Source organism: Streptomyces erythrochromogenes (assembly GCF_040684695.1).
GTDB lineage: Bacteria > Actinomycetota > Actinomycetes > Streptomycetales > Streptomycetaceae > Streptomyces > Streptomyces erythrochromogenes_C.
The window spans coordinates 58,920-77,482 of record NZ_JBFBGM010000026.1 but is presented as its reverse complement, the minus strand read 5'-3'; the positions used below and the strand labels follow the sequence as shown (position 1 = coordinate 77,482).

Here is an 18,563-nt window from a genome sequence, read left to right as displayed (position 1 = left end):
CGGCGGGCGGCGTGCCCGCCGCGTCGTCCCGCGGCTTCGGCGCCTTCGTCGCCCGGGCCCGCGCGGCCGGGACCCTGGTGGTCCAGCCCCGGATGGGCATGGCCGACCCGCTGCGCATGCGCGACGGCCTGCGCGCCACCCGGGACGCGGAAGCCGCCACCGTCGGCACCATCACCCTCGACAGCTACACCCGCACCGGTGACCTCGAAGCCGCCCGGCGCGCGCTCGCCGAGGGCGTCGGCCTGAACGGCTACCCGATCGCCACGCATCCCGTCGACACCACCCGCGCCGTCCTGCGGGGCGTCACGGACGCGCGCTTCCCGGTACAGGTCCGGCACGGTTCGGCGATGCCCGAGCACATCGTCCGCGCGCTGCTGGCGGTCGGCCTGGACGCCACCGAGGGGGGCCCGGTCTCCTACTGCCTTCCGTACAGCCGTACGCCGCTGCGCGAGGCGGTCGCCGCCTGGCAGCGCAGCTGCGAACTGCTGGCCTCGACCCGGGAGTACGGGGCCGAGCCGCACCTGGAGACCTTCGGCGGCTGCCTGATGGGCCAGCTGTGCCCGCCGAGCCTGCTGATCGCGGTCAGCGTGCTGGAGGCGCTGTTCTTCCGGCAGCACGGGCTGACCTCCGTCTCGCTGAGCTACGCCCAGCAGGCCGACCCGCGCCAGGACGAGGAGGCGCTCACGGTCCTCGGAAGGCTGGCCGGGGAACTCCTGCCGGACGTCGACCACCACGTCGTGCTCTACGCCTACATGGGCGTCTTCCCGCGCTCGCCCGGCGGGGCCCGGCTGCTGCTGGAGGACGCGGCCCGGCTGGCGGTACGGGCCGGCGCCGCCCGGCTGATCGTCAAGACCACCGCCGAAGCCCACCGGATACCGACCGTGGGGGAGAACGTCCGGGCGCTGGAGACCGCCGCCGCGGCCGCCGCTGACGAGCGCTCCCGCCCGGCGCTGACGGCCGCCGGGAGCGCCCCGTACGAGGCCGGCACCGGAACCGGCACCGGAACCGACACCGGCATCGAGGCGGAGGCGCGTGCGCTGATCGGCGCCGTGCTGGAGCTGGACGCGGACGTCGGCCGGGCTCTGGTGCGGGCCTTTGCCGCCGGCTACCTGGACGTCCCCTACTGCCTGCACCCGGACAACGCCGGACGGGCCCGCACCTCGCTGGCGCCCGACGGCCGCCTGCTCTGGTCGAGCGTCGGCTCGATGCCGATCGCCGGCCTCGCGGACGACGGCCCGCGTCCGCCGATCCTCGGCTCGGCCGGACTGATCTCGGCGCTCTCCCACGTCCAACGGTCCTACGACGACCGCGCCGCCGACCCGTCGGCCATCGACCCCTGCACGGCCGGCCCCTACGCGGCCGGTCCCCACGCGGCCGGTCCCCACGCGGTCGACCCGCCCGCCGCCGGAGCCGCCGCCCCCGGTACCGCCCCCGGCGCGCCCCAGCCTTCCGTACCGCCGCCCACGAAGCCCACGAAGCCCACGCCACGACGAGAGTTGGGACCGACCACATGACCACCGACGGGCACACGGCCCCCGCCACACCGATCCCGGACCCTGGACGCCACCTGACCGCCCCGGCCACCCGCAGCGCGCTCCGGATCCAGCACCAGCTCCTCTTCGCCGCCCGCGAGTTCCTGCGCGGGCGCGGCTTCACGGAGCTGCTCCCGCCGATCATCGGGCCGGTCACCGACCCGGGCTCGCGCGGCTCCAAGCAGGTCGACGTCGACTTCTACGGCCACCGCTACAAACTGATGACGAGCGCCATCCTCTACAAGCAGGCCTCGCTGCTGGCCTTCGACAAGATCTTCTGCATCGCCCCCAACGTCCGTCTGGAGCCGCTGGAGACCGCCGGCACCAGCCGCCACCTGGCCGAGTTCCACCAGCTCGACGTGGAGATGGCCGGCGCGAGCAGGGACGAAGCCGTACAGCTCGTCGAGGAACTCGTGGTGCACATGGTCGGCAGCGCGGTCCGCGAGCTGCCCAAGGAGTTCGCAGAACTCGGCCGGGACACCGCCGCGTTCACCGAGCTGCTGAGGGGTTCCTTCGGCCGGATGCGGCACTCCGAGGCCGTCACCGAACTCCAGGGGCTCGGCCACCCGCAGAGCCCCGACGCCGAACTGGACTGGGACGGGGAGGCACTGCTCTCCGCCCGGCGGGACCGGCCGTTCTTCGTCACCGACTACCCCAAGGGCTCGCGCGGCTTCTACGACCGCGAGGACCCCGAACACCCCGGCCTGCTGCAGAACTTCGACCTGATCGCCGCCGAGGGCTACGGCGAGCTGTGCAGCGGCAGCCGGCGCACCAACGACTACGCCGAGATCGTCACCCGGATGCGGGAGACCGGCGAGAACCCGCAGAAGTACCGCTGGTACCTCGACCTGGTCCGCGAGGGCGTGCCCGCCAGCGCGGGCTTCGGGATCGGCGTCGAGCGGCTGACCCGCTACATCGCCGGGCTGGACGCGGTCTGGCAGGCCGCCGCCTTCCCCAAGCTGGCCGGGGTGGTGTCCCCGTGAGCGACCTGTCCGCGCCCGGCTTCCCCGAGGAGGAGGTCCGCCGTCGCGCCCGGGCCGGCGCGGCGGCGGCCTTCCCGCCGCCCGGCGAGTACGGCCGGGTCCTGTTCGGCGCGGAGCCCGCCGACGGGCTGCGGCCGGACAGCGGGAGCGATCCGCTCGACACCCTGCGGATCACCCCGCCGGTCCTCATGCCGCAACGGCTCGCCCGGCTGATCGACCTCGGCCGCGAGCCCGACTACCGGGACGTCGAACTGGCCACGTCCATCGGTGGGTTCACCTCGGCCCTGCCGGTGTACGTGTCGGCGCTCGGCTCCACCCGGGCGGCCGGAGGCGATCTCGGACTCGCGCTCAGCCGGCAGGCCGGCGCGCTCGGCCTCCCCATGGTCATCGGCGAGAACGTCGTCCCCGTGAACGGCTACGGCCGGCAGGGCGAGGCGGCCGACCGGGCACTCCTCGGCCGCCTGCGCGCCTACGCCGAGCACCTGCCCGACGGACGGGGCGGGGTCGCCGTCCAGCAGTCCACCGAGGACGCCGACGCCGAGGTGTGGAACCTCGTCTACAGCGACCCGGCGGCGCGGCCGCTCCTGGAATCCGGCCGGCTGGCCTTCGAGCTGAAACTCGGGCAGGGGGCCAAGCCGGGCCTCGGCGGGATGACCGTCCTGGACGCCGACGCGGCCGCCCGGGTCGGCGACCGGTACGGGCTGGACGACGTGTTCGGCGACGGCCGCGTGCTGCGCTCCAGCACCCCCGGCACCTTCACCGCCGAGATCCTGCGCCAGCAGGTCCGGCTCATGCGCAACAACTTCCCCCGGGCGCGGGTCTGGGTGAAGCTGCACCCCGGCCGGGACGTCGCCGAAGCCGCCCGGGTCGCCGCCGGGGCGGGCGCGGACGCCGTCACCGTGGACGGCGCCGAGGGCGGCACCGGCTGGGCTCCGGGGGCCTTCCCGGCCCAGGTCGGCCTGCCGCTCGCCGAGTGCCTGCGCCGGCTGGCGGCCGCCGGGCCCCCGCCGTGCCTGCTGGTCTCCGGGCGGATGTGGGAGGGCGGCCGGGCCGTGAAGAGCCTGGCGCTCGGCGCCCGCGCGGTGGGACTGGGCCGGGCGGCCCTGCTCGCCGCGGCCGAGGACCCGCAGGCCGGGCTGATCCGTTTCACGGAATGCCTCGCGCTCGAACTCCGACTGCTGATCAGCGCGCTCGGGAAATACGCTCCGGATGCGCTGGACCGGGACGACGTATGGGCCCCGGATTTCCCGGCCATTCCCGCCGCAGGATAACCGAATAGGCCTTTCCCGTAGCCCGCCGAGGCGCCCGTGGGCGCCTCGGCGGGCTGTCCCGTCTGCGGCTTCCCGGTCCGTCGCGGCCTCCGCCGAGCGGCAGTTGAAACTGCCGATCGCCTTCCTGGCAATCTGCCGATCGGCCCGGAAATGCAGCCCTATCGTCGAGACGACTACCCGCAGCGTCGTTAATTCATCGGGGTTGGATGATGGAATCTCGCGGTTTTCCCTTCATATCCGTCGCACGCCGGTTCCCGGACCGCCCGGCCCTGAGGCTCGGCGCCCGTACCGTCACCTACCGGGAGCTGGACGAACTGAGCGGCACCCTCGCCGCCCGGATCGCCGCCCGGACCGCGCCCGGCGCGACGGTGGCCGTCACCGGCCGGGACCGGCTCGACCACGTGGTCGGCCTGCTCGCCGCGCTCCGCGCCGGCGCCACCTACCTGCCGCTGGACCGGGAGGCGCCCGAGGAGCGCAACCGCTGGATCCGCGCGGACGCCGGCGCCGCACTCACCTGCACCGAAGGCGAACTGGACGGCGAACTGGCCGGCGAACCGGCCGGGGCCGACGCCGGAGCCGAAGGCCCCGCCGGACCGGCGGACGGGCGGCCCGCGGACGCCTCCGCCGCGGGTTACCTCATCTACACCTCCGGCACCACCGGCCGCCCCAAGGGCGTGCACGTCCCCCTCGCCGCGCTGACCGCTCACCTGGCGGCCGCCGTCGAGCGCTTCGGCCTCACCGCGGACGACGTGGTGCTGCACTTCGCCCGCCCCACCGTGGACGTGGCCGTCGAACAGGTGCTGACCGCCCTGTCGGCCGGCGCCTGCATCGTCGTCCCGCAGGAGCAGCTCCTCGCCCCCGCGGCCCTGCTGGAGCTGCTGGACACCGAGGGCGTCACCGTGGCCAACCTCGCCGCCGGCTACTTCCAGGAAGTGGTCGCCGCGCTGCGCGAGGACGCCCGCTCGCCGCGCGCCCTCCGCCTGATGATCTCCGGCAGCGACCGGCTCCACCCGGACGCCGCCGACCGCTGGCGGGCCGCCACCGGGGTCCCGCTGCTGAACGCCTACGGGCCGACCGAGACCGTCGTCACCGCCACCGTCCACGCGCCGGCCGGCCCGGCCGCCGGCGAGGCCGGTACCGTCCCGATCGGCCACCCGCTCGGCGGCCGCCGCGCCTACGTGCTGGACGACCGGCTGCGGCCGGTGGCCCCCGGCGCGTCCGGCGAGCTGTACCTCGGCGGTCCGGTGCTCGCGTCCGGCTACCACGGCCGCCCGGGCGCGACCTCGGGCCGGTTCGTCGCCGACCCCTTCGCGCCGGAGCCGGGCGCCCGGATGTACCGCACCGGTGACGTGGTCCGCCGGTCCGCCGCCGATGCCCCGCTGGAGTTCGTCGGCCGTACGGACCACCAGGTGAAGGTCCGCGGCTACCGGGTGGAGCCCGGCGAGATCGAGCAGGTGCTGGCCGGCCACCCGGACGTCGCCGCGGCGGTCGTGGTGGCGTACGAGGGCCGGCTCGCCGCGTACGTGACCGCCTCCGGCGGAGGGGCGGGCGGTACCGGCGCAACCGGCGGCGCCCACGACCCGGCCGGGCTGCGCGCGTACCTCGCCGAGCGGCTCCCCGAGCACATGGTCCCCGCGAGCGTCACCCCGCTGGACGCCTTCCCGCTGACCGACGGCGGCAAGGTCGACCGGGCGGCGCTGCCCGCGCCCCGGGCCGAAGCCGCCGCGAAGGCCGCCGGCCACCGCCCGCCCCGCACCCCCGCCGAGCAGCTGATCGCCGCGGTCTGGGCCGACGTACTGGGCGTGGCCGAGGTCGGCGCCGACGACAACTTCTTCCACCTGGGCGGGGACTCCCTCACCGCCGTGCGCGTGGTCGGCCGCGTCTTCGACGTGTTCGGGATGGTCTCCCCGTACACCATCTTCGACGCGCCGACCCTCGCCGAGTTCGCCGCCGCCGTCACCGCCGCCTCGGACGACGGCGAACGCCCGGCCCTGGAGCGCACCGGCGCCACCGGGGCGCCCCTGGCCAACTTCCAGCGCGGACTGTGGTTCCTGGACCAGTGGAACCCGGGCGCGCCCACCTACATCGTCCCCTGGGTGTTCCGGTTCGACGGGCCGGTCGACCCGGAGCTGCTGCGCCGGGCCCTGGCCGGTGTCGTCGACCGGCACGAAGCCCTGCGCACCACCTTCGAGCTGGGCGAGGACGGCCCGCGGCAGGTGGTCCACCCGTCCGTGGAGCTTCCGTTCACCGTGGTCGAGACCGGCCCCGACGCCGTGGACGGGCTGCTCGCCGAGGCCGCGCTGGTCCCCTTCGACCTGGAGACCGGCCCGCTGGTCCGCGCCCACCTCTACCGCACCGGCGGCACGTACACCCTGCTGCTGCTCTGCCACCACATCGTCTGGGACGAGGGCTCCCTCGCCGTCCTGGAGACCGAACTCGCCGCCCTGTACGCGTCCCTGGCCGCCGGCCGCCCGGCCGACCTGCCCGAACTCGCGGTCCAGTACGCCGACTACAGCACCTGGCAGCACCGGGACGGCACCGCCGAGCGGCAACTCGACCACTGGCGCGAGCACCTGCGCGACGCGCCCACCGAGCCCGTCCTGCCCACCGACCGGCCCCGCCCCGAACTCCAGGCCTTCCGCGGCGCCTTCCACCGCTTCACGATGCCCCGGCCGGTCGCCGAGGCCGTCCGGGCGCTGGCCCGCAGCGAGGACGCGACCCCCTTCATGGTGCTCCTCGCCGGGCTCGCCCTCACCCTCCACCGCCGGACCGGCCGGCGCGACCTGGTCCTCGGCTCCCCGGTGAGCGTCCGCGGCCGCGCCGAACTCGACGCCCTGATCGGCTACTTCGTCAACCTGCTGCCCCTGCGCGTGCGGATCGACGAGGGAGCGGACTTCCGCGACCTGGTCCGGCACGTCCGCGAGGTGGCCATCGACGGCTACCGCCACCAGGAGGCGCCGTTCGACGCCATCGCCGACGCGGTCATGCGGGAGCGCCCCGACGACCGCACCGAGGACCGCAACCCGCTCTGCCAGGTCCTGCTCGAACTGCACCCGCTGGACACCCGCCCGCTGACCATCGGCGGCACCCCCGTCACCCGCGAGCTCCACTCCAACCCGGTCTCCCGCTTCGACCTGTCGATTTCCGTCGACGACCGGGGCACCGACTTCACCGGCCGCTTCGAGTACGACTGCGACCTGTTCGACCACGCCACCATGGCCGAACTGTGCGAGGCCTGGCTCGGCACCCTCGCCACCGCCGTCGAGGCCCCCGTGCACACGCTCTTCGAGGACCGGGCCGCCCGCGCCCCGCACGCCCCGGCCCTCGTCTGCGGCGAGGACCGCCTCGACTACGGCACCCTGAACGAACGGGCCAACCGGCTCGCCCACCACCTGAGCGGCCAGGGCATCGGCCGCGGCGACACCGTCGCCGTCCTCGTCGAGCGCGGACCGGACCTGGTGGTCGCCCTGCTCGCCGCACTGAAGGCCGGCGCCGCCTACACCCTCCTCGACCCGGACTTCCCGGCCGAGCGGCTGGCCGGCGCGGCCGCCGACTGCGGCGCGGCCCTGCTGGTCACCCACCGGGGCGCGCGTCCGCCCTTCCCCGTCGCCCGCCACCTCGACCTGGACGCCGAGGCCGCCGCCGTCGCGGCCCGCCCCGGCCACGACCCCGGGCTGCCGGTCGCCGGCACGGACCTCGCCTGCGTCATGTTCACCTCAGGCTCCACCGGCCGCCCCAAGGGCGTCGCCGTCCCGCACCGCGCCCTCACCACCACCTACCTCGGCCAGGACTACGCACGCTTCGGGCCCGACGAGGTGTGGCTCCAGTGCTCCCCGGTGTCCTGGGACGCCTTCGCCCTGGAGCTGTACGGCGCGCTCGCCTTCGGCGGGGTGTGCGTGCTCCAGCCCGGCCAGCGGCCCGACCCGCAGGCCGTCACCGAACTCACCCGCCGCCACGGCGTCACCCAGCTCCAGCTGTCCGCCAGCCTGTTCAACTTCCTGCTGGAGGAGTTCCCGGAGACCTACGACGACCTCAAGGTGGCCTTCACCGCCGGCGAGCGGGCCTCCGTCACCCACGTCGGCAAGGCCCTCGACCAGTACCCGGACCTGGTCGTGGCCAACGGCTACGGCCCGGTCGAGAGCCTCGGCCTGACCACCTGCCACCGGGCCACCCCCGAGGACGCCGCCGGCACCTCCATCCCCATCGGCCACCCGCTCCACGGCAAGGCCGTCCACGTCCTCGACGAGCGGCTGCGGCCCGTCCCGGACGGCGCCACCGGAGAGCTGTACGCGGCCGGCGGCGGGCTCGCCCTCGGATACGTCGGCCGGCCCGCCCTGACCGCCGAACGGTTCGTCGCCTCCCCGTTCGGCGCCCCCGGCGAACGCCTCTACCGCACCGGCGACCTCGGCCACCGGACCGCCGAAGGGGTCCTGGAGATCACCGGCCGGATCGACGACCAGGTGAAGATCCGCGGCTTCCGCGTCGAGCCCGGCGAGATCGAGGACGCGCTCACCCGCCACCCGTCCGTGGCGGAGGCCGCCGTCCGCGTCCACGAGCCCGCCCCCGGCGACCGCCGGCTCGCCGCGTACGTCACCGCCACCGCGGCAGCGCCGGGGCCCGACCCGGATGCCCTCCTCGACCACCTCGCGGGGCTGCTGCCCGAGCACATGGTGCCGGCCACCCTCGACGTACTGGACGCGCTGCCGCTCAACCAGAACGGCAAGGTCGACCGCCGCGCGCTGCCCGCCCCGGCCGAGCGCCGCGCCGCCGCGCCGGCCGACCCGCTCGACCGGGACCAGCGGCTCGTCGCCGACGCCGTGCGCGAGGTCCTGAAACTGGCCGACGACCTCGGCCCGGACGCCGACTTCTTCCGGATCGGCGGCAACTCGCTGGCCGCCGTACGCGTCGCCATGCGGCTCTCGCAGCAGACCGGCACCCGGGTCCCGCCGCAGGTGGTCTTCCGCGGCCGGACCGTCGCGGCCATCGCCGAACGGCTGGCCGCACGATGACGCGGCACCCGGCCCGCCCGTCCGCCGGCGAGTCCGTCGCCCGATCCGTCGCCCGATCCGTCCGCCGGTCCGCCGGCGGGTCCTGCGAGCGGCCCGTGGGCGCGTCCTCGTGCCCGTCTTCGATCCGGGCCTCGTCGCCGTCCTCGATCCCGTCCGTGTGCCCGCCCGTCAGCCCGCCCGTCCGACCGAAGGGAACGAGGCCGTGAGCCCGTCCGCCGACCTGCCCGCCGCGCCGCCGACCCGCCCGGCGGCCGGGCCACCCGCCACCCTCCCCGCCGACGCGGCCGCCGCGCCGCCCGCCACCCCGGTCCGTACCGCCCCGGTCACGGGCCTCCAGCGGGGCCTGTGGTTCCTCGACCGGTGGAACCCGCAGGCCGCCACCTACACCACCCCCTGGACGTACGAGGTCACCGGCCCGCTCGACCTCGTACGGCTCCAGCGGGCGCTGGACGGCGTGAGCGCCCGGCACGAGGCGCTGCGCACCACCTTCGCCCTGCACGCCGACGGCCCGCACCAGCACGTCCACCCGGCCCTGCCCGTACCCCTCACCGTCACCGACCTGCGCGAACTCCCCGAACCCCAACGGTCCGACCGCGCCGAGCAGCTGATCGCCGAGCGGGCGGCCGAACCGTTCGACCTGGCCACCGGCCCGCTGCTGCGCGCCGAGGCCCTCCGGCTCGCCGACGACCGCACCACGCTCCTGTTCGTCGTCCACCACATCGTCTGGGACGGCTGGTCGGCCGACCTCTTCGACCACGAACTCGCCGAGCTGTACCGCGCGTCCGCCGAGCACCGGGCCCCCGTCCTGCCGGCGCTCACCACCCAGTACGCCGACTGGGCCGAGGAGGAACAGCACACCTCCTACGAGGAACACCTCGCCCACTGGAAGCAGAGCCTGGACGGCGCCCCCACCCTGCTGGAGCTGCCCGGAGACCGGCCCCGGCCCGCCGAGCGCAGCCAGCGCGGCGCCACCGAGCCGTTCGACCTCGCCCCCGGCACCGCCGCCCGCATCCGGGAGCTCGCCGAACAGGAGGGCGTCACCCCCTACACCGTCCAACTCGCCGTCTTCGCACTGCTGATGGGCCGTTGGGCCGGGCGTGACGACCTGCTCGTCGGCACCCCCGTCACCACGCGCAGCCGGCCCGAACTGGCCGACCTGCTCGGCTACTTCGTCAACCTGCTGCCGCTGCGCGTCCGGCTCGCGCCCGACGCCACCTTCCGCGGTCTGCTCGCCGACCTCCAGGACACCGCCTTCGACGCCTTCGGCTACCTCGACGTCCCCTTCGACCAGCTCGTCGACCTGCTCGGCGCCACCCGCACCCCGCAGCACCCGCCCCTGGTCCAGGTCGTGTTCGGCGCCCACACCGAGGACCCCGCGCCGCTCGCCCTCGGCGCCGCGGTCACCGCCCGCCGCACCGTCCGCTCCAACGGCACGGCCAAGTTCGACCTCACGTGGTCCGTCTTCGAGGACACCGCGGGCGGGGCCCTGCGCGGCGAAGCCGAATACAGCACCGACCTGTTCGACGCCGGCACCGTACGCCGCCTCGCCGCCGACTACGCCGACCTGCTGGACGCCGCCCTCGCCGACCCGGACGCCACCGTGCTGCGGCTCACCTCCGCCGGGCAGCCGCACCGCCCCGCACGGCTCGACCCCGGCCACTGCCTGCACCACCTCTTCGAACGCGCCGCCGACGCCCACGGGGACCGGCCTGCCGTGAGCGACCCGGACGGCACCCTCGACTACGCCGAACTCGACCGCCGCGCCAACCGGCTGGCCCACACCCTGCTCGCCCGCGGCATCCGCCCCGGCGACCGGGTCGGCCTGCTCCTGGAACGCACCGCCGCCGTGCCCGCCGCGATCCTGGCCGTCCTCAAGACCGGCGCCGCCTACGTACCGGTCGACCTGGCCGCCCCCGCCGACCGGGCCGCCCTCGTCTTCGGCGACACCGCCGTCGCCCTGGTCCTGACCGACCGCCCCGACCGCGCCCCCGACGGCCCCTGGCAGACCCTCGACCTCGCCGCCGACGCGGCGGAGATCGCCGCCCACCCGGCCGTCCGGCCACCCGCCGCCGGGCAACCCGGCGACATCGCCTACCTCATCTTCACCTCCGGCTCCACCGGCCGCCCCAAGGGCGTCGCCGTGGCCCACGAGCACGTCAGCCGGCTCCTCGACTCCGGCCGCGACCACTTCGGCTTCGGCCCCGACACGGTGTGGACGCTCTTCCACAGCTACGCCTTCGACTGGACGGTCTGGGAGCTCTGGGGCGCGTTGCTGCACGGCGCCCGCCTGGTCGTCGTACCGCACCTCACCAGCCGCTCGCCCGACGAGTTCGCCGAACTGCTCGACGAGGAGGGGGTCACCCACCTCTGCCTCACCCCCTCGGCGCTCCGCCAGCTCGAACCGGCCCTGCGCCGCCACCCCCGCGCCCTGCCCGCCCTGCGGTGGATCATGCTCGGCGGCGAGGCGCTCGACCCCGGCGTGGTCCAGCGCTGGCACGGCCTCGACCCGCTGCCGCCCGCCCGGCTCTGCAACCTCTACGGGATCACCGAGACCACCGTCCACGTCACCGTCCACGACGTCGCCGAGGGCGGCGCCGGCTTCGAACGCAGCCTCGTCGGCGCGCCCATGCCGCACCTGACCGCGCTCGTCCTGGACGACTGGCTGCGCCCCAGCCCGCCCGGGGTCCCCGGCGAGCTGTACATCGGCGGCGGCAGCCTCGCGCACGGCTACTGGGGCCGCCCCGGCCTCACCGCGGGCCGCTTCGTCGCCGACCCGTACGGCCCGCCCGGCGCCCGGCTCTACCGGACCGGCGACGTCGCCCGACGGCTGCCCGGCGGCGGGCTGGAGTACGTCGGCCGGGCCGACTTCCAGGTGAAGCTGCGCGGCTTCCGCATCGAGCTCGGCGAGATCGAGAACGCCGTCGCCGCGCACCCCGAGGTGGACGCCTGCGTCGTCACCGTGCACGACGACCGGCTCGCCGCCTACGTCACCGGGTGCTCCCCGGACGGGCCCGCGGACCTGCGGGCCTTCCTGGGGCGCTCGCTGCCCGAGTACATGGTCCCGGCCAGTGTCACCGTCCTGGACGCGCTGCCGCTGACCGTCAACGGCAAGGTCGACCGGGCCGCGCTGCCCGACCCCGACCGGGCGGCGCCCGCGGCGGCCGGCCGGAACGTCGAGCCGCGCACGCCGGAGGAGGAACTGTTCGCCGGGGTCTGGACCGAGGTCCTCGGCGTCGGCGGGATCGGCGTCCACGACGACTTCTTCCACCTCGGCGGGGACTCCATCCGCGCCGTCCAGCTGGCCGGCGCCCTGCACGACCGCGGCTGGCAGGTCACCCTGCGGGACGTCTTCAACGCGCCGACCGTCGCCGAACTGCTGCCGCTGGCCCGCCCGGTGGCCGCCGACCCGGCCGCCGGCCGGCCGTTCGCACTCATCGACGAGGACGACCGGGCCGAGCTGCCGCCCGGGATCGTCGACGCCTATCCGATGGTGTCGATGCAGCTCTCCATGGTCTTCCACATGGAGGTCGCCGGCGGCACCGACAGCTACCACAACGTCAACTCCTACCGGATCGCCGGGGACCTCGACGAGAGCGCGCTGCACCGCTCGGTCGAGGAGGCCATGGCCCGGCACGCCGTCCTGCGCACCGGCCTCGACCTCTCCGGCTACGGCGAACCGCTCCAGCTCGTGCACGGCTCGCTGCCCGTGCCGGTGGAGTGCGCGGACCTGCGGGGAGCGGCCGCGGCCGAGCAGGACGAGGCGGTCCGCGCGGTCTTCGAGGACCACCGCGACCGTCCCTTCGACCTCGCCGAACCGCCGCTCTTCCGGGTCACCGTCCAGCGGCTGGCCGACGACGCCTTCCAGCTCACCATCTCCGAGCACCACGCCATCCTCGACGGCTGGAGCTTCACCTCCCTGCTCACCGAGATCCTCGAACGGCACACCGCGCTCGCCGCCGACCCGGCGTCCGCGCCGACCCCGCCGCCGCGCACCGCCTTCCGGGACTTCGTCGCCGTGGAACGCGAGGCCGCCGCCGACCCGGACGCGCTGGCGTACTGGCGGAGCCGGCTGGACGGCGCCACCGGCCAGTTGTGGCCCGGCAGCGAGGAGGTCCACGAACTGCCGCGCACGGTGGAGCGGGTGCTGCCCGACGCCCCCGGGCAGCTGCGCGGGGTCGCCGACGCGCTCGCCGTCCCCGTCAAGTCGGTCGCGCTCGCCGCGCACCTGTACGCGCTGGCCGAGCTCACCGGACGCCGGCGGGTCACCACCGGGCTGGCGATGAACGGCCGGCTGGAACGGCTCGGCGGGACGGAGGTGTACGGGCTGTTCCTCAACACGGTCCCGCTGGTCGCGGAGCCGGACGGGGACGACCTGGCCGCACTGGTACGGCACGTGCACCGGGAGGAGCTGGACATGATGCCGTACCGCCGGGTGCCGTTCGCCCGGCTGGCCCGGATGATGGCCGACACCGCGCTGGACAGCCAGTTCGGCTACCTGCGGTTCCATGCGCTGGGGCGGCTGAGCGCGGCCCGGATCGAGGACGGCCGGATCGGCTGCGAGCCGACGCTGCGGCACGAGCCCAACAGTTTCGCCTTCGGCGCCTCGCTGATCCAGGACCCGGTGTCGCAGCGCGTCCTGCTCGCCGTGGACCACCAGCGGGCGGTGGTGGACGACGCCGCGGCGGACCGCTTCATCGACGCCTACACGGAGGCCCTGACCCGCCTGTCGGCCACCACCTGACCACCCGCTGGCGCAGGCCACCCCGCATGCGGCGGGTGGCCCCGCCCCGCCCCGGACCACCGTCCCGACCGGTTCGGGTCCCGCGGAGCCCCCGGCGGGACCGCACCGGCCCGGGCGATGCCCGGCCGGAGCCCGCGCCAACCCGCCCGCCTGCGGGCATGTGGCACCGATCCGGGCCACCGCCCCGACCAGTCCGGGCCTGCGGACGCCCGGGACGGGGCCGCACCGCCCCGCCCGGCCGCCGCCGGGCCCGGCAGGAGGGACCGGCCCCGTTCGGGGCAACTCGCCCCGGGCGACCCCGACTCGGGCGGGCGGCACCGACGTCGCCCACGGGCCCGACCGGTTCGGGTCCGGGGGAAGCCCCGGGCGGGGGCGCGCCGTTCCGCTCGGCCGCCGCCGGGCCCGGCAGGAGCGGACGGGTCCAGCCCGAGGCCCCCCGCCGCAGGCGACCCCGCCCGCGGGGGCGGCACCTGTCCCGGCAGCCGGCCCGACCGGGTCGGGAACCGCACCGCCCGCCTGGGGCGGAGGTACGACCAGGGCACCGTCCCGGTCCGGCGGCAGGGCCGACCGGTCCCGCCGGACCGGCGGAGCCGGTGCCGAACGCCGCCCTCGCCGGGCCGCGCCGTTCCGTCCGGCCGTCGGCCGGACGGGTGGCCCGGCAGGCCGGACCGGGGCCGGGGGCCGCACTTGTGGCGGGGGCGCCGGACCCGTCCGGGGTCCGGTCCGTTCTGCCGCGGCAGGCCGCCCGAGGCCCCCGTACAGCGTGATCCATCCATGACTCAGCAACCAAGGAACGAGGAGTTCCGCATGACCACCTTCGCCGAACCGTCCACCGTCACCGCCGACCTGCTGGCCCGGCTGCGCGGTGTCGTCGCCGCGCACCCCGGCCGGGTCGCCGTGCACGCCGCCGACGGCAGCCTCGACTTCGCCGCCCTGGACCGCCGTACCGCCGCCCTGGCCCGCGCCCTGCGGGCGGCCGGGGTGCGGCGCGGAGACCGGGTCGGGGTGCACCTCGCCCGTACCGCCGACCTGCCCGTCGCGCTGCTCGCCACGTGGCGGGCCGGAGCCGCGTACGTCCCGCTCGACCCGGCCTACCCGGCCGAGCGGATCGCCTTCATGGCCGCCGACGCCCGCCTCGCCGCCGTGGTGAGCGCCTCCGCCGAGCCCCCCGTACCGGCCGGCGTGCCGGTGCTGCGCCCGGACGCCGACGCCCCGGCCGACGCGGCACCGCAGGCACCGTTCGTCCCGCACCCGCTCGACTCCGCCTACGTCATCCACACCTCCGGATCCACCGGCCGCCCCAAGGGCGTCGAGGTCCCGCACGGCGCCGTCGCCGATCTCGTCGCCGCCCTGGAGCGCAGCGGCGCCTACCGCCCGGAGCCCGGCGTCGTCGCCTGGAACGCCAGCGTCTCCTTCGACGCCTCCGTCCAGCAGTGGGTCCGCATCTGCCGCGGCGACACCCTGGTGGTGATCGACGACGCCCGGCGGGCCGAACCGACCCGCCTCGCAGCCCTGCTCGCCGAGCACGGCGTCACCGACCTCGACCTCACCCCCTCGCACTGGCAGCTGCTGCGCGAGCCGCTGGCCGGCGCCCGCGTCCCGCGCCTGTTCATGGGCGGGGAGCCCGTACCGGCCCGGACCTGGCAGGAGTTGGCCGACGCCGGCATCGACGCCCTGAACCTCTACGGGCCCACCGAGTGCACCGTCGACGCGATCACCGCCCCGATCACCGGCCCCGGCCCGCACCTGGGCGAACCGCTCCCCGGCGTACGCGCCTACCTGCTGGACGGCCGCCTCGCCCCCGTGACGGCCGCCGGCGCCGTCGGCGAGCTCTACCTCGCCGGGCCCGGCCTCGCGCACGGCTACCCGGGCCACCCGGGCCTGACCGCGGGCCGGTTCACCGCGGACCCGTTCGCGACCGGGCCCGGCGCCCGGATGTACCGCACCGGCGACCAGGCGCGCCGCTCCGCCGACGGCCTGCTGGAGTACGTCGGCCGCGTGGACCGCCAGGTCAAGCTGCGCGGCTTCCGCGTCGAACTCGGCGAGGTCGAGCACGCGCTGGGCGCCCTCCCCGCGGTCACCGCCGCCGCCGTCACCCTGCACGAGGCCGCCCCCGGGGACCACCGCCTGGCCGGCTACGTCACCGGCGCCGGCACCGGCACCGGCCTGCGCCCCGCCGACCTGCTCGCCGAGCTGCGCCGGACCCTGCCCGCCCACCTGGTGCCGTCCACCGTGACCGTGCTGGAAGCCCTGCCGCTCACCCCGAACGGCAAGGTCGACCACGCCGCCCTGCCCGCCCCGGCGGCCCCGGCGGCCGCACCCGCACCCGCCGCCGGCCCGGCCGCGCAGGGCGGGGTGGACGAGCAGGTCGCCGAGGTCTGGCGCACCGTGCTCGGGGTGCCCGACATCGAGCAGACCGACGACTTCCTCTCCCTCGGCGGTCACTCGCTCGCCGCCCTGCGCGTCGTCCACCTGCTGCGCCGCAGGCTCAACGTCGAGCTCCAGCTCCGCGACCTGCTGGACGCCGCCGACCTCGCCGGCTTCACCGCCGCGGTCCGGCGCGCCGCCGCGGCCGGCCCGGCCGCCGCCCGCCCCGCGCTCACCGCCCGCCGCGAGGCCGTCCGATGAGCACCGTCACGCCTCCCGCGCGCACCGCCCGCCCCCGGGTCGAGGGGGACTGGCTGTTCGTCCCGGTGCCCCAGGCCCACCGCCCCGTACGGCTGTTCTGCTTCCCGCACGCCGGCGGCGACGCCACCGCCTACACGCCGCTCGCCCGCGCCCTCGCCCCCGTGGCCGAGGTCTGGGCGCTGCGCCCGCCGGCCCGCGGGGGCCGCAGCCGGCATCCGATGCCGCCCGACTTCGACGCCCTGGTCGCCGCCGTGCGCGAGGCCCTGACCCCGCACCTGACCGGCGGCGACGGCGGCCGGTTCGCCTTCTACGGGCAGAGCTTCGGCGCGCTGCTCGCCTACGAGGTCGCCCGCGCGCTCCCCGCCGACCGCCGCCCCGAGCTGGTGGTCGCCGTGGGCGCTCCCAGCCCCGCCGAGTGGACCGAACGCGAGACCAGGGACCTGGACGCGTCCGAACTCCTGCGGCTCACCGGCCTGGACGAGTCGGTCCAGAGCCATCCGGACCTGGCCGCGCTGGCCCTCGCAGCCATCCGCACCGACCTCGCCGTCAGCGCCACCTACCGCCACCGTCCGCACGCGCCGATCGGGTCGGCCATCCACGCCCTGGCCGGCGCCCAGGACCCGATGCTCGCCACCACCGGCCTCACCGGCTGGGCCGCCCACACCCGCGGCGCCTTCGGCCACCGCGTCGTCCCCGGCGGGCACCTGCTCGCCACCGTCGACCGGCCCGGCCCGGCCGACCTCCTGACCTCTCTCCTCGCCCCTCTCCCGGCGGACCGCCCCGTGCCCGCCGCGCCCCACCACGCCTCCCGGGAGCAGTGATGCCGACCACCGCAACAGCCACCCCCGCCGCCGCCGCCACCGCCCGCACGGCAACCGCCACCGCCACCGGCGCCGTCGACCTCACCGACCCCGACCTGTGGGCCCGCCCCGACACCCCGGCCCTGATCGCCGAACTGCGCCGCGAGGCCCCCGTCCACCGCACCGAGACCGCCGACGACGGCCCGGTCTGGTCCGTGCTCACCTACCGGGAGTCGGCGGACGTGCTGCGCAACGCGGCCGTCTTCAGCTCGGAGTCCGGCTCGCTGCTCGGCTCGGGGGAGGGCAACGTACCGGTCGGCTCGGGCCGGATGATGGCGCTCACCGACCCGCCCCGCCACCGCGAACTGCGCGCCCCGGCGAACCCGTTCTTCTCCAAGGGCGGGGTGCGCGGCGCCGCCAGGTCGATCACCGAACGCGCCGGAGAGCTCTTCGACCGGGCCGTCGAGCAGGGCGACGTGGACCTCGTCGACGTGGTCTCCGCCCTCCCCCTCGCGGTCATGTGCGACCTGCTGGACGTCCCCGAGAAGGACCGGGACATGGTGGTCCGGGTCTGCGACGTGGCCTTCCTCGGCCGCACTCCGGAAGAACGCCGGGCCGGCCACCAGAAGCTGATCCCCTACCTGATGCACCAGGTGATGCTGCGCCGCTCCGACCCGCGCGACGACCTGATCTCCATGATGGCCACGTACAAGGTCGGCGGGCGGCTGCTCCCGATCGAGGACGTGGTCCTCAACCTCGACAACATCGTGGTCGGCGGCGTCCAGACCGTCCGCCACACGGCCGCCATGGGCCTGCACACCCTCGTCCAGCGCCCCGACCTGTGGCGCAAACTGCAACGCGGCGACGTGTCCATGGACACTGCCGTGGACGAGCTCCTGCGCTGGACCTCGGTGGGGCTGCACACGCTGCGCACCGCCACCCGGGACGTGGAGCTGGGCGGCCGGCGGATCCGCCGCGGCGACCGGGTCGCGGTCTGGGTGTGGTCCGCGGACCGGGACCCGGAGGCCTTCGAAGAGCCCGAGGAGATCCGGCTCGACCGCTCGCCCAACAAACACCTCTCGCTGGGCCTGGGCGCCCACTACTGCATCGGCGCCCCGCTGGCCAAGGCCGAGCTGAGCGCCCTCTACACGGCCGCGCTGGAGAAGGCCGCCGTCATCGAGCAGACCGGGCCGGTCACCTACAACCGCTCGATCATCAACTTCGGCCTGGACCACTTCCCGGTCCGCCTCACCCCCCGCTGAACGCGGGGTACCCGGCAGTGCCGCAACTGCCCCTCACCTGCCGGAGCTTGTGCCGCTCCGGCCCGCGCGCCGCCCCTACCTTCGAATCGCACCCCAGAGCATCTCTCACGCTACGGAGACCACCATGAGCAACCCGTTCGAGGACGACAACTCCGGCTACCTGGTCCTGGTCAACGACGAGAACCAGCACTCGCTCTGGCCGGTCTGGATCGACGTGCCGGCCGGCTGGACCACCGTCCACGGCGAGGCCCCCCGCCAGGAGTGCCTGGACTGGATCGAGACCAACTGGACCGACATCCGCCCCGCGAGCCTGCTCGCCTCCATCGACCAGCGGTGA

General features: G+C 75.9%; 9 protein-coding genes. All 9 read left to right on the top strand.

The window, feature by feature from the left end; translation table 11 throughout:
- Window positions 1–11: 11 nt before the first annotated feature.
- The 9 genes from AB0O53_RS30215 to AB0O53_RS30175 all read left to right on the top strand — a co-directional run bounded on the left by AB0O53_RS30215 (window position 12) and on the right by AB0O53_RS30175 (window position 18,563).
- Window positions 12–1,514 carry a methylaspartate mutase gene (locus AB0O53_RS30215; RefSeq protein ID WP_365199930.1) on the top strand — a complete coding sequence of 501 codons (1,503 nt, stop codon included), beginning with the start codon at window positions 12–14 and terminating at the stop codon, window positions 1,512–1,514.
- Window positions 1,511–2,515 (top strand): asparagine synthetase A, encoded by a 1,005-nt coding sequence (locus AB0O53_RS30210; RefSeq protein WP_365199892.1) that lies wholly within the window; start codon window positions 1,511–1,513, stop codon window positions 2,513–2,515. Before AB0O53_RS30215 ends, AB0O53_RS30210 begins: the two co-directional genes overlap by 4 nt.
- A complete protein-coding gene (locus AB0O53_RS30205) occupies window positions 2,512–3,786 on the top strand; it encodes a glutamate synthase-related protein (protein WP_365199889.1) in 1,275 nt (424 codons plus the stop codon). Before AB0O53_RS30210 ends, AB0O53_RS30205 begins: the two co-directional genes overlap by 4 nt.
- 209 nt (window positions 3,787–3,995) lie before the next feature.
- On the top strand, window positions 3,996–8,795 hold the full coding sequence (locus AB0O53_RS30200; protein WP_435886693.1) for a non-ribosomal peptide synthetase: 4,800 nt from the start codon (window positions 3,996–3,998) through the stop codon (window positions 8,793–8,795).
- Between the two features lie 109 nt (window positions 8,796–8,904).
- Window positions 8,905–13,536 (top strand): non-ribosomal peptide synthetase, encoded by a 4,632-nt coding sequence (locus AB0O53_RS30195; protein WP_365199884.1) that lies wholly within the window; start codon window positions 8,905–8,907, stop codon window positions 13,534–13,536.
- 807 nt (window positions 13,537–14,343) lie between these two features.
- The gene (locus AB0O53_RS30190) at window positions 14,344–16,164 is read left to right on the top strand and encodes a non-ribosomal peptide synthetase (protein WP_365199881.1); all 1,821 of its coding nucleotides are present in this window, start codon (window positions 14,344–14,346) and stop codon (window positions 16,162–16,164) included.
- Window positions 16,161–16,985 (top strand): thioesterase II family protein, encoded by an 825-nt coding sequence (locus AB0O53_RS30185; RefSeq protein ID WP_350991620.1) that lies wholly within the window; start codon window positions 16,161–16,163, stop codon window positions 16,983–16,985. Before AB0O53_RS30190 ends, AB0O53_RS30185 begins: the two co-directional genes overlap by 4 nt.
- Entirely contained in the window at window positions 16,985–18,226 is a 1,242-nt protein-coding gene (locus tag AB0O53_RS30180; RefSeq protein WP_365199878.1) for a cytochrome P450, read from the top strand. The genes AB0O53_RS30185 and AB0O53_RS30180 overlap by 1 nt, the downstream gene beginning before the upstream one ends.
- Before the next feature lie 124 nt (window positions 18,227–18,350).
- Window positions 18,351–18,563 (top strand): MbtH family protein, encoded by a 213-nt coding sequence (locus AB0O53_RS30175; RefSeq protein ID WP_350991624.1) that lies wholly within the window; start codon window positions 18,351–18,353, stop codon window positions 18,561–18,563.

What these genes read in the sequence shown, in the direction of transcription:
- AB0O53_RS30175 (WP_350991624.1), top strand. Translation starts at nt 18,351, where the DNA reads ATGAGCAACCCGTTCGAGGACGACAACTCCGGCTACCTGGTCCTGGTC.
- AB0O53_RS30185 (WP_350991620.1), top strand. Translation starts at nt 16,161, where the DNA reads ATGAGCACCGTCACGCCTCCCGCGCGCACCGCCCGCCCCCGGGTCGAG.
- AB0O53_RS30210 (WP_365199892.1), top strand. Translation starts at nt 1,511, where the DNA reads ATGACCACCGACGGGCACACGGCCCCCGCCACACCGATCCCGGACCCT.
- AB0O53_RS30200 (WP_435886693.1), top strand. Translation starts at nt 3,996, where the DNA reads ATGGAATCTCGCGGTTTTCCCTTCATATCCGTCGCACGCCGGTTCCCG.
- AB0O53_RS30180 (WP_365199878.1), top strand. Translation starts at nt 16,985, where the DNA reads ATGCCGACCACCGCAACAGCCACCCCCGCCGCCGCCGCCACCGCCCGC.
- AB0O53_RS30190 (WP_365199881.1), top strand. Translation starts at nt 14,344, where the DNA reads ATGACCACCTTCGCCGAACCGTCCACCGTCACCGCCGACCTGCTGGCC.